We start from the raw sequence: 18133 nt of genomic DNA, 5'->3' as shown, positions 1-18133 counted from the left end.
ACGAAAGCCCGCAGGGGCGGGATGAATGTCCGTGATCAACTTCAACATCGCCCAATGGCGCGCGTGGGCCCCGGGGCTCGACAGCGTGGACGCCTGGCAGGCCTGGAGCCGACAACCGGTCGTGCTGCAGAGCAGTGATGCCGCGCCCGATGTGTCGTTTCTGCCGGCCATGCAACGCCGTCGCCTCAGCCGCTTGGCGCGGATGGCCTTCAGCGTTGGCTGGCCGCTGGCCGAAGGCCGGGATCATCTGCCGCTGGTGTTCGTCTCGCGGCACGGCGAAACCCCACGCACATTTGAAATCCTCCGCGATCTGGCCACCGAACAGCCCCTGTCGCCGACCCAATTCAGCCTTTCGGTGCATAACGCGATCATCGGTTTGTGGTCGATCATACGCGGTGAAACCAGCGAAATGACCGCCCTCGCCGCCGCTGGCGATGGTCTGGAACATGGCATGCTCGAAGCGGCCGCATTGCTTGATGAAGGCGCTCCGGCCGTGCTGCTGGTGATCACCGAAGAGCAACCGCCCGAAGCGTACTCGCAGTGGGTCGATGACGTGCCGTTCCCTTACGCGCTGGGTTTATTGCTCACGCCCGGTACCGACTGGCGGCTGACCCTGAACAGCAGCACCGAAACCCGGTCCAAGGCGCACTGGCCGCACGCGCTCAACCTGCTGCGAACCCTGCTGGGCCAGCAACCTGACTGCCAACATGCGTGGAAAAATCGTGTATGGACCTGGCATCGCAACCCGTGACCGCCAAACACCGCGACGCCTACTATTGGCGCCTGCTGGCCACTGCTGCGAGCTTCGCCTTGTTCGGGCTCGGCGGGCTGTGTCTGCGCCTGCTGGTATTTCCGCTGCTCGGCTGCCTGCCCGGTGACGCGCTGGTCCATCGCCTGCGCGCGCGGCGTACGGTCAGCCGACTGTTCTGGTTTTTCGTGCGCTTCATGGCCCGCACCGGCGTGCTCACCTACGACATCGAGGGTGCCGAGCGCCTCGGTAAGCCGGGGCAGATGATCATCGCCAACCACCCGTCGCTGATCGATGTGGTGTTTCTCATCGGTCTGGTGCGCCACGCCAACTGCGTGGTGAAGAAAACCCTTTGGGAAAACCCGTTCACCCGTGGCCCGCTGCGCCGCACCGAGTACATCAGCAACGACGGCAGCATGGACATGCTCGACGCCGCCGCGCAGTCGTTGCAGGACGGCCAGACTCTGATCATCTTCCCCGAAGGCACGCGCACCCAGCCGGGGCAGGCGCCGGCCTTTCATCGGGGGGCGGCGGCGATTGCCCTGCGCGGTGCGAAAATCGTTACGCCGGTGATCATCAAGGTCAGCCCGACCACCCTGACCAAAGCCGAGCCGTGGTATCGCATCCCCCATCGCCGCGTGCACTTCAGTTTTCGCGTGGGGGCCGATATAGACCCACAGACCTTCGCCGCGCAAGGCCCCGCACCGCAGGCCTCGCGCAAGCTCAACGATTATTTGCATGACTATTTCATTAAGGAGCTCGCCGCAGATGAGCGAACTGAACACCGCTAGCCTGGTGCGTGACATCAAACTGCTGATCATCGACGCCTTGGGTCTCGAAGACATCAGCCCCGAGGACATCGGCGACGAGCAGACATTGTTCGGCGAAGGCCTCGGCCTGGACTCTGTGGACGCGCTGGAACTGGGTCTGGCGATCCAGAAAAAATACGGCATCAAGATCGACGCCGATGCCAAAGACACCCGCAACCATTTCACCAACGTGGCCAGCCTTGCGGCATTCGTCACGGCAAAACAGGCAGCTTGAGAACGGACCATGCAAACTCGTGACGATATCTTCAACACCCTGCGCGATGCCCTGGTCGAGCTGTTCGAACTGGATCCGGCTCGTGTAAGCATGGACGCCAATCTGTATCAGGATCTGGAAATCGACAGCATCGATGCGGTCGACCTGATCGATCACATCAAACGCCAGACCGGCAAGAAAATCGCCGCCGAAGAGTTCAAATCGGTGCGCACCGTCGGTGACGTGGTCGAGGCGGTGTTCCGTCTGGTTCAACCGGCCGCATGAGCCGACTGATCGGCCTGGGCCTGCTGCTGGCCGGTCTGCTGTACCCCTTTGCGGTGTATTTCGGCATGGAGCATTTCGCCCCGTGGCAATTTGCACTGCTGCTGGGCAGCCTGTGGCTGGCGCGCGCCCTGACCGGCGAGCGCAAGCCCGGCAGCCTGTGGATGGCCTGCGTGGCGATGGTGTTCTGCCTGTTGCTGGCGGTGTTCGACAGCCCGCAGCTGCTGCGCTGGTACCCGGTGCTGATCAGCGCGTTCATGCTGGTGCTGTTCGGCGCCAGCCTGAAATACGGCCCGCCGATGGTCGAGCGTCTGGCGCGCTTGCGCGAGCCGCAACTGCCGGAGGTTGCCATTCGCTATACGCGCAAGGTCACGCTGGCCTGGAGCGTGTTTTTCTTCTGCAACGGTTTGTGCGCCGCCCTCCTCACCCTGTGGGCGCCGCTGGATTGGTGGATGTTGTACACCGGCCTGATCTCCTACGGATTGATCGGCCTGATGTTTGCCATTGAATGGCTGATACGACAACGGGTAAGAGGCCGTACATGAATTGGATAAAACTTGAGCAGCTGTTGCTCAAGGCACTGCCGGCACGGGCGATCTGCCAGGCGCCGGCACTCGATCACACGCAACTGCGAGCGCAGGCCTTGAGCGTCGCCGCGGGTCTGCAAAGCCGAGGCGTGAAAAGGCTGGCCGTGCATCTGGAAGATGCCGCCGACCTCGCCATCGCCCTGCTCGGTGCCTGGCGTGCCGGCGTCAGCGTGTTGCTGCCGGCGGATCTGCAAGCGCAGACGCGTCAGCGCTGGTCGCAGCAAGTCGATCTATGGCTGACCGATCAACCCGGCGACGCCCAGTTGCACGACTTCACTCAGCCCGGCCTGCCCGGTGCAGAACTGGATCTCGATCAATGCAGCCTGAGCCTGTGCACTTCCGGCTCCAGCGGCGAACCCAAGCGCATCGACAAGACCCTGCGCCAATTGGCCAACGAGGTCGAAGCGCTGGAACAGTTATGGGGCGCTGACCTCGGTGAAGCCTGCATCATCGGCAGTGTCGCCACGCAACACATCTATGGCCTGCTGTTTCGCGTGTTGTGGCCCTTGTGCGCCGGGCGTCGGTTCGTGCGCCGGCAACTGGCGTTCTCCGAAGACTTGCAGCGCGCCAGCCGCGAACACCCGGCCTTCGCCTGGGTCGCCAGCCCGGCGCTGCTCAAACGAATGGGCGACAACCTCGACTGGCCGGCCCTGAGCGCGGTGCGCCGGGTATTTTCTTCCGGTGGCGCGTTGCCGCTGGAGGCTGCGCAAAGCCTGCAACAGCGCTTGCAGCAATGGCCGACGGAAATCCTCGGCAGCTCGGAAACCGGCGGCATCGCCTGGCGCCAGGGCGAGTCTCTTTGGCAGCCGTTCGCTGGCGTCGAGCTGAGCCAGGACAGCGACGGCGCCCTGCTGATCGCCTCGCCGTATCTGCCAGTTGGCCACGTCGAACACAGCGCCGATGCTGCGCGCATTGCCGCCGATGGACGCTTCGAACTGCTGGGTCGGCTCGACCGCATCGTCAAACTGGAAGAAAAACGCATCTCGTTGCCGATGCTCGAACAGGCTCTGGTCGATCACGACTGGGTCGCCGAAGCGCGCCTCGGTGTGGTCCAGGAAAACCGCGCCTCGCTCGGTGCGCTGCTGGTGCTCAGCGAATCGGGCCTGTTCGCTCTGCGCGAGCACGGCCGCCGTGGTCTGACCGAAACCCTGCGCAAACATCTCAGCCAACATTGCGAAGCCCTCGCCCTGCCCCGGCGCTGGCGCCTGCTGCGGCAACTGCCATTGAACAGCCAGGGCAAACTGGCGCAGGCCGACGTCGAAGCGTTGCTGCTGGCCGCGCGACCCAAAGCCCCCGAAGTGCTGGAGCGAAGCGAAACCAACGGCGAATGGAGCCTGCAACTCAGCGTGCCGCCGGATCTGGCCTACTTCAGCGGGCACTTTCCCGAAGCGCCGGTTTTGCCCGGCGTGGTGCAGGTGGAATGGGCGCTGAATCTGGGTCGGCAGTTGCTGAAGCTGGACGGGGCGTTTGCCGGAATGGAGGTGCTGAAGTTCCAGCAACTGGTGCGGCCCGGTGATGAAATCCAGCTGCATCTGCGTTTCGATGCCGAGCGCGGCAAGTTGTATTTCGCTTATCGCAATGCCACGGCGACCTGTTCCAGCGGGCGGATTTTGCTGGGGCCTGCCCATGCATAACCCCTGCGCCGTGATCCCTGTCTACAACCACGAAACCGCGATCACCACCGTGGTCGATGCCCTGCTCGCGCAAGGTCTGCCGTGCATTCTGGTGGACGATGCCAGCGAGCCGTCCTGCGCGCGGGTGCTCGACACCCTGGCCCAGCGCGACAGGGTTTTTCTGGTGCGCCTGACGGCCAATCAGGGCAAGGGCGGCGCGGTGATGACCGGTCTGCGTGAAGCCTCGCGTCTGGGTTACAGCCATGCCTTGCAGGTCGATGCCGACGGCCAGCACGATTTGCACGACGTCGCGCGCTTCGTCGGCGAATCCCGCGCCCATCCCGAGGCGATGATCTGCGGCTATCCGCTGTTTGACGAGAGCGTGCCGAAAGGACGTTTGTACGCGCGCTACCTGACCCACGTGATGGTGTGGATCAACACCCTGTCGTTGCAGATTCGCGATTCGATGTGCGGCTTCCGCGTTTATCCGCTGGCGCCGACTCTGGCCGTGATCGACTCGGCCAAGGTCGGCAAGCGCATGGATTTCGATTCGGACATTCTCGTGCGTCTGGCCTGGCGCAATCAGCCGATGCGCTGGCTGCAGACCAGCGTGCATTACCCGTTGGACGGTGTATCGCACTTTCGCCTGTTCCACGACAACGCGCTGATTTCCAGCATGCACACGCGGCTGTTCTTCGGCATGTTGCTGCGTTGGCCGCTGATCCTCTGGCGACGGTGGAAGCCATGAGCGAAGAAGCTGACAAGAAGCACTGGGCCGACCGCGAAGAGCGCGGCAGCTTCCTGCTGATGAAATTTACCGCGTTCGCCGCCAAAGTCCTCGGCCGCCGCCTGCTCAGTCCGTTGCTGTACGGCATCGTCCTGTATTTTTTCCTCTTCGGCCGGATCGCCCGGCGCAGTGCCTGGCAGTACCAGCAGCGGCTGGCCAAGTGGAGCCGGCGCGACGACCTGCGCCCGAGCCACTGGCGGGTGTTCGGCCAGTTCATGACCTTTGCCGATTCGCTGCTCGACAAGCTCGACGTGTGGAATGGCAAGCTGAGCATCGAGCAGATCGAAATCATCGACCCGGCGCTGCTGCGCAAGCAGTTGCGCGGCAGTCGCGGGCAACTGCTGGTCGGCGCGCATCTGGGCAATCTTGAAGTGTGCCGGGCGCTGGCGGAGATCGGCGAAAAGGTCACCATGAATGTGTTGGTGCACACCAAGCATGCCGAGCAATTCAACCGCTTGCTTGGCGAGGCCGGGGCGACCAATCTGCGCCTGATCCAGGTCAGCGAACTCGACCCGGTGATCATGCTGCAACTGCACGAACGGCTGGAACGCGGCGAGTGGCTGGCGATTGCCGGTGACCGCGTGCCACTGCACGGCGGGCGCAGCGTGACGGTGGATTTTCTCGGCCATCCGGCGCCATTTCCGCAAGGCCCGTGGTTGCTGGCCGGCCTGCTCAAGTGCCCGGTCAATCTGCTGATGTGCCTCAAGCAACCCGACGGCCACTATCGCCTGACCCTCGAACCGTTCGCCGACGCGGTGGTGTGGACGCGCCGCGAGCGCGAACAGGTCATTCATCAGTGGGCCACTCGCTACGCGCAGCGCCTGAGTCACTATTGCCTCGAAGCCCCGCAGCAATGGTTCAACTTTTACCCTTTCTGGAAGACCGATGACGACGCCAACCCATGAGCCGGTAACCTTCGGCGAACGCCCTTTGCGCATCGAAGACGTGCTGGCCCTGGCCAACCGTCAGGCGCCCGTGCAGTTGCAGGCTGACGCCGACTATCGCGAGCGCATCGCCAAGGGCGCGCGGTTTCTCGATTCGCTGCTGGACAAGGAAGGTGTGATCTACGGCGTCACCACCGGTTACGGCGATTCCTGCGTGGTCGCGGTGCCGCTGCATCACGTCGAGGCGCTGCCGCGTCATCTCTACACTTTTCACGGCTGCGGCCTGGGCAAACTGCTCGACGCGCAGGCAACCCGCGCGGTGCTGGCGGCGCGTTTGCAGTCGTTGTGTCACGGCGTCTCCGGGGTGCGCGTCGAACTGCTCGAGCGTCTGCATGCGTTTCTCGAATACGACATCCTGCCGTTGATTCCCGAAGAAGGTTCGGTGGGTGCCAGCGGCGATCTGACGCCGTTGTCCTATGTCGCCGCAACCCTGTCCGGCGAGCGCGAAGTGATGTTCCGTGGCGAACGTCGTCAGGCTGCCGACGTGCATCGCGAGCTGGGCTGGACAGCGCTGGTGCTGCGTCCGAAAGAGGCGCTGGCGCTGATGAACGGCACAGCGGTGATGACCGGCCTCGCCTGCCTCGCCTTCGCTCGCGCCGATTATCTGCTGCAACTGGCCACGCGCATCACCGCGCTCAACGTTGTCGCGCTGCAAGGCAATCCGGAGCACTTCGACGAACGTCTGTTCGCCGCCAAGCCGCATCCGGGACAGATGCAGGTCGCCGCGTGGCTGCGCAAGGATCTGGCAATCGACGCGCCGACCGCACCACTGCATCGCCTGCAGGATCGTTATTCGCTGCGTTGCGCGCCGCATGTGCTCGGCGTGCTGGCCGACAGCCTGAACTGGCTGCGCGGCTTCATCGAAACCGAGCTGAACAGCGCCAACGACAACCCGATCATCGACGCCGAAGCCGAGCGTGTTCTGCATGGCGGACACTTCTACGGTGGCCACATTGCGTTCGCCATGGACAGCCTGAAAAACCTCGTGGCCAACGTCGCCGATCTGCTCGATCGGCAATTGGCGTTGCTGGTCGACGAGCGCTACAACCACGGCTTGCCGAGCAACCTCTCCGGCGCCCCCGCCGATCGGGCGATGATCAACCACGGCTTCAAAGCCGTGCAGATCGGCACCAGCGCCTGGACCGCCGAAGCGCTGAAAAACACCATGCCGGCCAGCGTGTTCTCGCGCTCCACCGAATGCCACAACCAGGACAAGGTGAGCATGGGCACCATCGCCGCCCGTGATGCGATTCGGGTGCTGGAGCTGACCGAACAGGTCGCCGCCGCCACCCTGCTCGCCGCCAATCAGGGCGTGTGGCTGCGCGCTCAAGCCGCCGATGCGCGTCCGCTGCCGCCGGCACTGGCGGCGATGCACGAAGAGCTGGGCAAAGACTTCCAGCCGGTCATCGAAGACCGCGCGCTGGAAGGCGAACTGCGCCTGTGCCTGCAACGCATCGCCGCGCAACACTGGAGGCTGCATGCGTAGTGCCGGAGTGCTTCACGCCGATACCGAGATTCTCGTGCCGTTTTTCGACGTCGACACCATGCACGTGGTCTGGCACGGCCATTACGTCAAATACCTCGAAGTGGCGCGCTGTGCGCTGCTGGACAAGATCGGCCATAACTACACGCACATGGTCGAGTCGGGTTACGCCTGGCCGATCATCGACCTGCAACTGCGCTACGTGCGCAGCGCGGTGTTCGGCCAGCGGCTGAACGTGCGCGCCAGTCTGGTCGAGTGGGAAAACCGTCTGAAGATAAACTATCTGATCAGCGACCTGCAGACCGGCGAACGTCTGACCCGCGCAAGCTCCGTGCAGGTCGCTGTCGAGGTCAGCAGCCGCGAGATGCAACTGGCTTCACCCAAAGTCTTCACCGATGCCGTGGAAAGGATGCTGCGATGAATGTGTTTTTCAGAAGCCTTGGCGCACTAACGCTGCTGGCCGTGTCGTCATGGGCCAATGCCTTCGACCTGCAACAACTGAGTGAACAACTGGCGAAACCGGATGTTATCCACGGCCAGTTCATTCAGGAAAAACACCTGCGCGCCCTGCCGCAGCCGCTGATCAGCAAGGGCAGCTTCGTCCTCGCGAAAAATCATGGCCTGCTGTGGCTGTTGAAAACTCCACTGCAACAGGATTACCGCATCACCGCCAACGGCATCGCCCGCCGTGACAGCAACGGCTGGCAACTGCTGCCGAACAAGAGCGCCGGCGCCGAGCAGAACCGTTTGTTCCTCGCCGTGCTGCAAGGTGACAGCAGCGGTTTGCAGCGGGATTTCGAACTGGCCCTGAGCGGCACGGCGCAGCAGTGGCAACTGACCCTGACGCCGCGTTCGATGCTGCTCAAGCAAGTGTTCAAGCAAATCAATATTGACGGCGGTGCTCTGGTGCAAAGCATCGAACTGCTGGAAACCCAAGGCGACAGCACGTTGCTGCGCATGCAGGACAGCACGGCCGAGCAACCCCTGAGCGAAGCGGAGCAACATGACTTCGCCGAGTGAACGCAGGCTGCCCTGGCTGTTTCTGAGCCTGCTGCTGGCCGTCGTCGCGCTGGCTGCCTGGCAGTGGCGCGACGGTGCGCCGCTGTCGGCCAATCTCATGGAGCTGGTACCCGGGACCAGTCCCGATGCGCTGGAAGTGCGCGCCGAACAGCGCATGCAAGAACCGCTCAATCGCGAAATGCTGGTGCTGGTCGGCCACGCCGATCGCCAGCAAGCGCTGACCATGGTCCAGCAACTGGGCGAACAATGGCAGGCCAGCGGTCTGTTCGAAATCGTGCAGTGGAACCTGCAAGCCGACTTGCCGGCGCTGCGCAAGCAATTGCTGCAAGGGCGTTTGGCGATGCTCTCGGCGGATGATCGGCAGTTACTCAGCGAGCACCCCGACGCGTTCATCCAGCAGCGGGTGCAGGCGCTGTTCGACCCGTTCAACGGCTTCACCCTGGTGCCGAGCCAGGACGACTGGCTCGGCCTGACCGCGCGCATCCAGAACAGCCAGCCGAAACATGGCGCAGTGCAACTGGACATCGGCAGCGGCGCATTGGTCGCCGATGCCGACGGCAAGAGCTGGGTGATGCTGCGTGCGCGCACCACCGGCAATGCCTTCGACATGAACCTGCCGTTGCAAGTGGCAGAGCTGCTCAAGCACAGCCGCGAACAAGCGGCGAAAAGCGACGTGCAGTTGCTCGCCGCCAGTGGCCTGCTCTACGCCGCCAACGGCCAGCAACAAGCCACCCGCGAAATGACCTGGGTCGGCGGTGGCGCGACGGTCGGCATTCTGCTGTTGCTGCTGTTGGCGTTTCGCCGCTGGGGCGTGCTGCTGGCGTTTGTGCCGGTGCTGGTCGGCATGCTGTTCGGCGCGGTGGCCTGCGTGGCGCTGTTCGGTCACATGCATGTGATGACGCTGGTGCTCGGTTCGAGCCTGATCGGCGTTGCCGTCGATTACCCGCTGCACTATCTGTCCAAGAGTTGGAGTCTCAAGCCCTGGCGCAGCTGGCCGGCCCTGCGCCTGACCTTGCCGGGGCTGACCCTGAGCCTGATCACCAGCGTCATCGGTTATCTGGCCTTGGCCTGGACCCCGTTCCCGGCATTGACGCAGATCGCCGTGTTCTCCGCCGCCGGCTTGCTCGGTGCCTATCTTTCTGCGGTCTGCCTGCTGCCGGCGCTGCTGAAAAATGTTCAACTGCGCCCGGCGCAATGGCCGCTGCGCCTGGCCGAACGCTTGATTCATCTGCGTGAAGCGCTGCTCGATTGCATTCGCACGCCCGTGCTGCTGGCCCTGCTGATCGCCTTCTGCGTCGGCGGCCTGATGCAGTTGCAGAGCAAGAACGACATCCGCCAATGGGTCGGCGCGCCGCAGCATCTGACCGACGAAGCGCAGACCATCGCGCGCATCACCGGGTATCAACCGACCAGCCAATTCTTCCTGATCCGTGCGGCCAATCAGGAGCAATTGCTCGAGCGCCAGGCAGCGCTGAGCGAACGCCTGCAGCAACTGGTCAACCTCGACAAGCTGCAAGGCTTTCTCGCCCTCGATCAACTGGTCAGCGCGCCGAGCCAGCAACAGCAAGTGCGCGAATCACTGAACAGGCTGCCGTCATTCTGGCAACCGCTGCTCGATCTCGGCGTGCCAGTGACGGCGTTGCAAAACGAATTGCAGCAATTGCAGACCCTGCCCGCCGAAGACATCGACGCCGCGCTGGCCGGCCCGCTCGGTGAGCCGTATCGGACACTGTGGCTTGGACCGACTGAAGACGGCGTCGCAGCGATGACCAGTTTGCAGGGCTTGAACAATCCGTCGTTGTTGCGCGTGCAAGCACTCGATTTGCCGGGGGTGGTGCTGGTCGATCGCCTCGGTGACCTGAACAAGGTGTTCGCCGCCACGCAGATCAGCGCCGCCGAACTGAAACTGGCCTCCTGCGTGGTGATCGTGCTGGTGCTGATGCTGCCGTTCGGCCTGACTGGCGCACTGCGCATCGTCGCCCTGCCACTGCTGGCGGCGCTGTGCAGTCTGGCCAGCCTTGGCTGGCTCGGTCAGCCACTGACCCTGTTCAGCCTGTTCGGCCTGTTGCTGGTGACGGCGATCAGCGTCGATTACGCAATCCTCATGCGCGAACAGGTGGGCGGCGCGGCGGTGAGCCTGCTCGGCACCTTGCTCGCAGCAGTGACGACGTGGCTGTCGTTCGGCCTGCTGGCGGTTTCCAGTACGCCGGCGGTGAGCAATTTCGGCCTGTCGGTAAGCCTCGGTCTGGCGTTCAGCTTCATGCTCGCACCGTGGGCCGGGCGCCATGAACCGGTTGCGGAGCCAGCGGCATGATGGTCTTCGGCTTCTGGTTGCTGGCCTTGGCGCTGTTTGCCCTGGCGACCCGGGTCGGCTGTCACTTCGGCCTGATTCCGATCGTCAGTCAGTTGCTGCTGGCGAGCTTCGGTTTGCCGTTGCTGATGTACTTCTGGATCGAACCGGGCTGGCAGCTCAGCGGCGCACAACTGATAGCTCCGGACTGGCTGAAAAACCTCTACAGCCTGAGTTTCGCCTTGCTGCTCGGGCACATTCTCAGCGATGTCATCGATCTGCGTCTGGATCGCCAGAGCGTAAAAATCGCTGTGCCGAGTTTCGCTGTGCCGTTCGCTTGCGGGTTGGCGGTCGCGTATTGGTTGCTGCCGTCGCAGCCGTGGCTCAACGCATTGGCCATCGGACTGGTCTTCGCCATTACCGCGATCCCGGTGTTGTACCTGTATCTGCGTCACATCGATTACCCGCCCGCTGCCACCCGGCGTCTGGTGCAAACCGCGATCCTTATCGACCTGACCTGCTGGACGCTGTTCGGCCTCGCCCAGGGCAGCCTGCACTTGAGCAGCCTGTTGCTGCCTGTGGCAATGGCCGGCGTGCCGCTGCTTTTGCACCTGCTGCGCGTGCGTCGCCCGCTGACCTACAGCCTCGGCTTCTTCGCGTTGCTGGTGATGGCCGAGCATTACAAACTCAACGCGCTGATTTTCGGCATCGGCTATCTGCTGTGCATGGCGCTGCTGAAAGTGCCGTTGGTGCTGCCGTTGCCGGCACGCTGGATGAGCCGCTTGCAGACGTGGATCGCGATCCCGCTGATCCTCACGTTTGGCATCGTCCAGATCGACGTGCACAGCGCCCTCGCCAGCCTCGGCGCCGGGCAGTGGGCGGCGCTGCTGCTGTTGCCGATTGTCAGTAAACTGCTCGGCAACTGGCTCGGCCTCGGTTGGGCTGGCGCCTCGTTCGCGGGTGCCAGCCGCTGGCGCGAAAGCGTACTGCTGAACATTCGCGGCCTGAGCGAAATCGTCTTTCTCAATCTGTTGTTGCAACAACAGCTCATCACCCCGGCGCTGTATTTCGCGTTGATGCTGATGGGCCTGATCGCGACGCTGCTGCCGGCCCTGATCGGCCTGCATCGCGCGCCCTTGAATCTGAACAGTCCTCTGCCCCGGAGCTCACGTGCCAATCGTTGAAATGGAATCCCGTCAGGTCGTGATCATCGGTGCCGGCCCGTCCGGCGCTATCGCCGCCGCCCTGCTCAAACGCAAGGGCCACGATGTGCTGGTGCTCGAGCGCCAGCACTTCCCACGCTTCTCCATTGGCGAAAGCCTGCTCAGCCACTGCCTGGATTTCGTCGAAGAAGCCGGCATGCTTGACGCCGTCAACGCCGCCGGTTTCCAGCGCAAGACCGGCGCAGCGTTTGCCTGGGGCGAGCGCTACAGCGCTTTCGATTTTGGCGACACTTTCACCGCCGGCAAGCCGACCACGTTCCAGGTGCAGCGCGCCGATTTCGACAAGTTGCTGGCCGATCAAGCGGCACTGCAAGGCGCGGAAATCCGCTATGGCGATGCGATCGTCAGCGTCGATTTCGATCAGGCGAAACCATTCCTTGATGTGCGTCGCGAAGACGGCAGCGAGTACCGCGTCGAAGCCGATTTCGTCCTGGACGCCAGCGGCTACGGCCGCGTGCTGTCGCGCTTGCTCGACCTCGAAGCACCTTCGAATTTCCCGGTGCGCCAGGCGGTGTTCACCCACGTTGAAGATCACATCGACAATCCTGCGTTCGACCGCGAAAAGATCCTTGTCACCACCCATCCCGAGCATCGCGATGTATGGTTCTGGACCATCCCGTTCAGCAACGGCCGCTGCTCGGTGGGCGTGGTCGCAGCGGAGGAACATTTCCGGGGCCGCGACAGCGACCTCGATGTCTGCCTGCGCAGCTTCATCGCCGAGACGCCAAGCCTCGCCGGGGTTCTGAACAACGCGGTCTGGGACACCCCGGCGCGCACCCTCGGCGGCTACGCAGCCAATGTGAAAACCCTGCATGGCCCGGGCTTCGCGCTGCTGGGCAACGCCGCAGAATTCCTCGATCCGGTGTTCTCCTCCGGCGTGACCATCGCCATGCGTTCGGCGAGCATGGCTGCCGGCGTGCTGCACCGTCAGTTGCAGGGTGAAACGGTGGACTGGCAAAGCGAATTCGCCGAGCCGTTGAAACGCGGCGTCGACACGTTCCGCTGCTACGTCGAAGGCTGGTACGCCGGCACCTTCCAGGACGTGATTTTCTACGAAGACAGCCAGGCGGAGATTCGCCGGATGATCTGCTCGATCCTCGCCGGTTACGCCTGGGACGAGCGCAACCCGTTCGTCAGCGAAGCGCGGCGCCGGCTGAAGATGATTTCCCAACTCTGCGCGCAGGACGCCTCATGAATTACCTGAGCGACAGCTACGTCGAGGAAACCCGCTTCGGTCTCTGGTTCCTGCGCAGCCGCACTTGGCAGCACCATGTGCTGCGCGTGGCGATCAATGATCTGCGTGGATTATTCAGTGAGCCGCTGCCGGAACGCCCGGTGCTGCTGGACGCCGGTTGCGGTCAGGGCAAGTCCTTCGGCCACCTGCGCCAGACCTTCGCCCCGCAGCGCCTGATCGGCGTCGACGCCGACCCGCACAGCCTGCAACTCAGCGCCGAAGAGGCAGCGCGCCTGGGCATGCCAGTCGAGTTGATCGGCAGCGATTGCGCCACGCTCAACGTCGCCGATGCCAGCGTCGATCTGCTGTTCTGCCACCAGACCTTCCATCATCTGGTCGAGCAGGAAAAGGCCTTGGCCGAGTTCTATCGCGTGCTCAAGCCGGGCGGCTATCTGCTGTTCGCCGAATCCACCGAGGCTTACATTGATACCTGGGTGATTCGCTGGCTGTTCCGCCATCCGATGCATGTGCAGAAGAGCGCCGCCGGCTATCTGCAGATGATCCGCGAGCAGGGTTTCGAGTTTGCCGAGCGCAATGTCTCCTATCCGTATCTGTGGTGGAGCCGGTCGAAGGATTTTGGATTGCTGGAGCGGCTGGGGTTGAGCAAACCCAAGCCATTCGGTGAGCGTGAAGAAACGCTGGTGAATGTCGTCGCGCGCAAGCCATTGCAGGAATCTGTCTGATGTACGGCTATCGATCTGAACACCTGAAACCCTGTGGGAGCGAGCCTGCTCGCGAAAGCGGAGTATCAGTCAGCAAAGGTGGCGAATGTCAGATTGCATTCGCGAGCAGGCTCGCTCCCACAGGGTTTGCTGCATGGATGGTGATCGTTTTGTCAGCCCTGCTGCTCAGTGCCTGCGCCAGCCAGCCACCGCTGCCAGCGGCCAACCCGACATTGCCCCTGCCGCTGCAACTGCACATCGAACGCGAGCAGGCCGGGCAGCGTCAGGACTGGCTGCTGGTGATCCAGCGTGAAGGCGCCGGCACGCGCTGGTCGATGATGGATCCGCTGGGCATTCCCCAGGCCCGCCAGCAACTGATCGACGGGCGTTGGCAGGCCGACGGTCTGTTGCCGCCGAGCCCGGAAGCGCGGGAGTTGTTCGCCGCATTGCTGTTCGCCCTTACGCCGTCCGCCGAGTTGCTGCGCAACTATCCCGACGCCCGGCAACAGGCCGATCAGCGTTCACTGCCGGCGCGCTGGAACATCCGCTATTCACAACCGTTGAGCTTCCAATTGAATCTGCCCCAAGGCCCGCACTATCGCGTTTCCCAGTTAGGTGAATCGACGCCATGACCGCTTACCTGAATGCCCTCGGCGTGATCTGCGCTTTGGGCCGCGACAAGTCTGAAGTCGCGCGCAATCTGTTTGCCGGCGACTGTTCGGGCATGCGCCGCGAGTCCGGTTGGGTCGCCGAACGTGAACTGCCTGTGGCCAGCGTGCACGGTGAATTGGCGCCGATCCCGGTCGAACTGATCGAGCACAGCAGCCGCAACAATCAGCTGCTGCTGGAAGCAGCGCTGCAGATTCGAGACGACATCGATCGTGCGATCCAGACCTTCGGCCGCGAGCGCATAGGCGTGGTGCTAGGCACCAGCACCTCGGGCATCGACGAGGCCAGCCGGGGTCTGGCGCATTACATCCGCGAACAGCAATTTCCCCCCGAGTACGACTATCGCCAGCAGGAACTCGGCGCCCCGGCGAATTTCCTCGCCGAATGGCTGCAACTGAGCGGCCCGGCCTACGTGATTTCCACCGCCTGCACTTCCAGCGCCCGCGCTTTAATGAGCGCCCAGCGCCTGCTCGATCTGGGCCTGTGCGATGCGGTGCTGTGTGGCGGCGTCGACAGTCTGTGCAAGCTCACGCTGAACGGTTTCTCTTCGCTGGAAGCCGTTTCCGACGAGCGCTGCAATCCGTTTTCCGTCAACCGCAACGGCATCAATATCGGCGAGGCAGCGGTACTGTTCGTGATGAGCACACAGCGCGGCGAAGGCCCCGGAATCGCCCTGCTGGGGACGGGCGCCAGCTCGGATGCGCACCATATTTCCGCGCCGGAGCCGAGCGGCCGCGGCGCTCTGCAAGCGATGCACAAAGCCCTTGGCCGCGCTGGTCTGCAAGCCGCGCAAATCGACTACCTGAACCTGCACGGCACCGCCACTGCGCACAACGACGCGATGGAAAGTCTGGCGGTCGCGGCGCTGTTTCCCGAAGGCGTCGCCTGCTCGTCGACCAAACCGCTGACCGGTCACACCCTCGGCGCGGCCGGCGCGTTGGAAGCGGCGTTCTGCTGGCTCAGCCTGAGTGCCGAAAACCCTGAACAGGCGTTGCCGCCGCACATCTGGGACGGTCACGCCGATCCCGCGCTGCCGCCGCTCAACTGGGTGACCGCGAGCGAACGCCTGACGTCCATTGCACCGCGCTACCTGATGAGCAACTCGTTTGCCTTCGGCGGCAACAACGTCAGCCTGATTATCGGAGACGCACCATGAGCCACTGGCCGCTCGCCGAACTGCTGCCGCATGCCGGCGACATGATCCTGATCGACGCCATCGAGCGCTTTGACGATGAGCAGATTTTTACCCGCCTGACGGTCAAGCCCGATGGCCTGTTCAACCTGCCCGACGGCAGCCTGCCGGCGTGGGTCGGCGTCGAGCTGATGGCGCAGAGCGTCGCCGCTTTCGCCGGTTGCCACGCCCGGCAAAAAGGCAATCCGCCGGAGCTCGGCTTTCTCCTCGGCACGCGCAAATTCGAGTGCAACGTCGAAGCCTTTGCGCCCGGCAGCGAGCTGACCGTCCACGGCCTGCGCTCACTGGAAGACGACAACGGCATGGGCGTATTCGAATGTCACATCCACGGTGACGGCATTCATGCCAGCGCCCGCCTGAACGTGTTCCGTCCGCCGCAAGCCAACCAATATCTGCAACAGACAAAGGAGTCGCACGATGACTGAATCCGTACTGGTCACCGGCTCCAGCCGTGGCATCGGCCGCGCCATTGCCTTGCGTCTGGCGCAAGCCGGGCACGACATCGTCCTGCATTGCCGCAGCGGCATGACCGAAGCCCAAGCGGTGCAGGCCGAAATCGAAGCACTGGGCCGCCGCGCGCGCATCCTGCAATTCGACGTCGCCGACCGTGAAACCTGTAAAAGCATTCTCGAAGCCGATGTCGAAAATCACGGTGCCTATTACGGCGTGGTGCTCAACGCCGGGCTGACCCGCGACGGCGCGTTTCCGGCGCTGAGCGATGATGATTGGGACGTGGTCCTGCGCACCAACCTCGACGGTTTCTACAACGTTCTGCACCCGGTGATGATGCCGATGATCCGTCGTCGCGCCGCCGGGCGCATCGTCTGCATCACCTCGGTATCGGGCCTGATCGGCAACCGTGGCCAGGTCAATTACAGCGCCTCGAAGGCCGGCGTAATCGGTGCGGCAAAGGCGTTGGCGATCGAGCTGGGCAAGCGCAAAATTACGGTTAACTGCGTCGCCCCTGGCCTGATCGACACGGCCATGCTCGACGAAAACGTGCCGGTGGAGGAATTGATGAAAATGATCCCCGCGCAGCGCATGGGCACCCCTGAAGAAGTGGCCGCTGCGGTGAATTTCCTGATGTCGGCGGAAGCCTCGTACATCACTCGCCAGGTGCTGGCGGTCAACGGAGGCCTGTGCTGATGAAGCGCGTCGTCGTCACCGGCATGGCCGGCATCACCTCGCTGGGCAGCGACTGGCCGACCATTGCCGGCAATTTCGCGGCCAATCGCAGCGGCATTCGCCGCATGGACGAGTGGGATCGCTTCACTGAACTCAACACGCGCCTGGCCGGGCCCATCGATGACTTTCTCGTGCCGTCGCACTGGACCCGCAAGCAGTTGCGCAGCATGGGCCGGGTTTCGCGACTGGCGGTCGGCGCAGCAGAAAAGGCTCTGGCCGATGCTGGCCTGCTCGGTGACGAATCGATCAAGGACGGGCGCATGGGCGTTGCTTGTGGTTCGTCTACCGGCAGCACTGACGAGATCAAAGCGTTCGGCAACATGCTGCTCAACTCGGTGGCCGAGGGACTGAACGCCAACTCCTATGTGCGGATGATGCCGCACACCACCGCCGCCAATATCAGCATTTTCTTCGGCCTCACCGGCCGCCTGATTCCGACGTCCAGCGCCTGCACCAGCGGCAGCCAGGGCATCGGCTACGCCTATGAGGCAATCAAGTTCGGCCGCCTGCCATTGATGCTCGCCGGCGGCGCGGAAGAGCTGTGCCCGACCGAAGCCATGGTGTTTGACGCGCTCTACGCCACCAGCCTGAAAAACGATGCACCACAGACCAGCCCTCGCCCGTACGACAAGGGCCGCGACGGTCTGGTGATCGGCGAAGGTGGCGGCATGCTGGTGCTTGAAGAGCTGGAACACGCCCTCGCCCGTGGCGCGCACATTCACGCGGAAATCGTCGGTTTCGGCAGCAACGCCGACGGCCAGCACACCACCCGCCCGGAACAGGTCACGATGCGCCGCGCCATGGAGCTGGCCCTGGAAGATGCCGGCCTCACCCCGGACGCCATCGGCTATGTGAACGGCCACGGCACCGCCACCGAACAGGGCGACATCGCCGAAACGCTGGCCACCAGCAGCCTGTTCGGCGAACACATGCCGATCAGTTCGCAGAAGAGTTTTCTCGGCCACACCCTCGGTGCCTGCGGTGCGCTGGAGTCATGGTTCAGCATCGAGATGCTCAACAGCGACCGTTACGTGCACACCTTCAACCTCGACGAGGTCGACCCGCACTGCGGCAAGCTCGATTACCTGCGCGGCGAGTTTCGTCAGATGCACCACGATTATGTGATGAACAACAACTTCGCTTTCGGTGGTGTCAACACTTCGTTGATCTTCCGCCGCTGGGCATAACCGA

Annotated in this window: 20 protein-coding genes; all 20 read left to right on the top strand. The window is 63.4% G+C overall.

What is annotated here, in order from left to right:
- The first annotated feature begins 25 nt into the window (after positions 1-25).
- The 20 genes from ND528_RS18415 to ND528_RS18320 all read left to right on the top strand — a co-directional run bounded on the left by ND528_RS18415 (position 26) and on the right by ND528_RS18320 (position 18129).
- Positions 26-751, top strand: a complete 726-nt coding sequence (locus tag ND528_RS18415) for a beta-ketoacyl synthase chain length factor (RefSeq protein ID WP_263470870.1) — start codon at positions 26-28, stop codon at positions 749-751.
- Positions 727-1539 carry a lysophospholipid acyltransferase family protein gene (locus tag ND528_RS18410; RefSeq protein ID WP_263470869.1) on the top strand — a complete coding sequence of 271 codons (813 nt, stop codon included), beginning with the start codon at positions 727-729 and terminating at the stop codon, positions 1537-1539. Before ND528_RS18415 ends, ND528_RS18410 begins: the two co-directional genes overlap by 25 nt.
- A complete protein-coding gene (locus tag ND528_RS18405) occupies positions 1517-1792 on the top strand; it encodes a phosphopantetheine-binding protein (protein ID WP_039756723.1) in 276 nt (91 codons plus the stop codon). Before ND528_RS18410 ends, ND528_RS18405 begins: the two co-directional genes overlap by 23 nt.
- A 9-nt stretch (positions 1793-1801) precedes the next feature.
- Positions 1802-2056: an acyl carrier protein gene (locus tag ND528_RS18400; protein WP_016772026.1), complete on the top strand. Its 255-nt coding sequence runs from the start codon at positions 1802-1804 to the stop codon at positions 2054-2056.
- On the top strand, positions 2053-2598 hold the full coding sequence (locus tag ND528_RS18395; RefSeq protein ID WP_263470868.1) for a COG4648 family protein: 546 nt from the start codon (positions 2053-2055) through the stop codon (positions 2596-2598). The genes ND528_RS18400 and ND528_RS18395 overlap by 4 nt, the downstream gene beginning before the upstream one ends.
- Positions 2595-4274: an AMP-binding protein gene (locus tag ND528_RS18390; RefSeq protein WP_263470867.1), complete on the top strand. Its 1680-nt coding sequence runs from the start codon at positions 2595-2597 to the stop codon at positions 4272-4274. Before ND528_RS18395 ends, ND528_RS18390 begins: the two co-directional genes overlap by 4 nt.
- Positions 4267-5001, top strand: coding sequence for a glycosyltransferase family 2 protein (locus ND528_RS18385; protein ID WP_137215153.1), 735 nt, complete (start codon positions 4267-4269; stop codon positions 4999-5001). The genes ND528_RS18390 and ND528_RS18385 overlap by 8 nt, the downstream gene beginning before the upstream one ends.
- On the top strand, positions 4998-5945 hold the full coding sequence (locus ND528_RS18380) for an LpxL/LpxP family acyltransferase (protein WP_263470866.1): 948 nt from the start codon (positions 4998-5000) through the stop codon (positions 5943-5945). The genes ND528_RS18385 and ND528_RS18380 overlap by 4 nt, the downstream gene beginning before the upstream one ends.
- Positions 5926-7470: an HAL/PAL/TAL family ammonia-lyase gene (locus tag ND528_RS18375; protein ID WP_263470865.1), complete on the top strand. Its 1545-nt coding sequence runs from the start codon at positions 5926-5928 to the stop codon at positions 7468-7470. The genes ND528_RS18380 and ND528_RS18375 overlap by 20 nt, the downstream gene beginning before the upstream one ends.
- Complete coding sequence (locus ND528_RS18370) at positions 7463-7888, top strand: acyl-CoA thioesterase (RefSeq protein WP_071174164.1); 426 nt, start codon at positions 7463-7465, stop codon at positions 7886-7888. Before ND528_RS18375 ends, ND528_RS18370 begins: the two co-directional genes overlap by 8 nt.
- The gene (locus ND528_RS18365) at positions 7885-8487 is read left to right on the top strand and encodes an outer membrane lipoprotein carrier protein LolA (RefSeq protein WP_263470864.1); all 603 of its coding nucleotides are present in this window, start codon (positions 7885-7887) and stop codon (positions 8485-8487) included. The genes ND528_RS18370 and ND528_RS18365 overlap by 4 nt, the downstream gene beginning before the upstream one ends.
- A complete protein-coding gene (locus tag ND528_RS18360) occupies positions 8471-10801 on the top strand; it encodes an MMPL family transporter (protein ID WP_263470863.1) in 2331 nt (776 codons plus the stop codon). The genes ND528_RS18365 and ND528_RS18360 overlap by 17 nt, the downstream gene beginning before the upstream one ends.
- On the top strand, positions 10798-11961 hold the full coding sequence (locus ND528_RS18355) for a cation:proton antiporter (RefSeq protein WP_263470862.1): 1164 nt from the start codon (positions 10798-10800) through the stop codon (positions 11959-11961). Before ND528_RS18360 ends, ND528_RS18355 begins: the two co-directional genes overlap by 4 nt.
- Positions 11948-13195, top strand: coding sequence for an NAD(P)/FAD-dependent oxidoreductase (locus ND528_RS18350; protein WP_263470861.1), 1248 nt, complete (start codon positions 11948-11950; stop codon positions 13193-13195). The genes ND528_RS18355 and ND528_RS18350 overlap by 14 nt, the downstream gene beginning before the upstream one ends.
- Positions 13192-13917, top strand: a complete 726-nt coding sequence (locus tag ND528_RS18345) for a class I SAM-dependent methyltransferase (protein ID WP_263470860.1) — start codon at positions 13192-13194, stop codon at positions 13915-13917. The genes ND528_RS18350 and ND528_RS18345 overlap by 4 nt, the downstream gene beginning before the upstream one ends.
- Before the next feature lie 137 nt (positions 13918-14054).
- Positions 14055-14528 (top strand): hypothetical protein, encoded by a 474-nt coding sequence (locus ND528_RS18340; RefSeq protein WP_330221316.1) that lies wholly within the window; start codon positions 14055-14057, stop codon positions 14526-14528.
- The gene (locus ND528_RS18335; protein WP_263470858.1) at positions 14525-15721 is read left to right on the top strand and encodes a beta-ketoacyl-[acyl-carrier-protein] synthase family protein; all 1197 of its coding nucleotides are present in this window, start codon (positions 14525-14527) and stop codon (positions 15719-15721) included. Before ND528_RS18340 ends, ND528_RS18335 begins: the two co-directional genes overlap by 4 nt.
- Positions 15718-16182, top strand: coding sequence for a hotdog family protein (locus ND528_RS18330; RefSeq protein WP_024011282.1), 465 nt, complete (start codon positions 15718-15720; stop codon positions 16180-16182). Before ND528_RS18335 ends, ND528_RS18330 begins: the two co-directional genes overlap by 4 nt.
- On the top strand, positions 16175-16903 hold the full coding sequence (gene fabG / locus ND528_RS18325) for a 3-oxoacyl-ACP reductase FabG (protein ID WP_016772040.1): 729 nt from the start codon (positions 16175-16177) through the stop codon (positions 16901-16903). Before ND528_RS18330 ends, fabG begins: the two co-directional genes overlap by 8 nt.
- Entirely contained in the window at positions 16903-18129 is a 1227-nt protein-coding gene (locus tag ND528_RS18320) for a beta-ketoacyl-ACP synthase (RefSeq protein WP_024011280.1), read from the top strand. The genes fabG and ND528_RS18320 overlap by 1 nt, the downstream gene beginning before the upstream one ends.
- Positions 18130-18133: the final 4 nt, after the last annotated feature.

The organism is Pseudomonas mercuritolerans (genome assembly GCF_025706525.1).
GTDB classification, from domain to species: Bacteria; Pseudomonadota; Gammaproteobacteria; order Pseudomonadales; family Pseudomonadaceae; genus Aquipseudomonas; species Aquipseudomonas mercuritolerans.
Note: the sequence above shows the minus strand (reverse complement) of the source record. Positions and strands in the feature narration are given on the sequence as shown.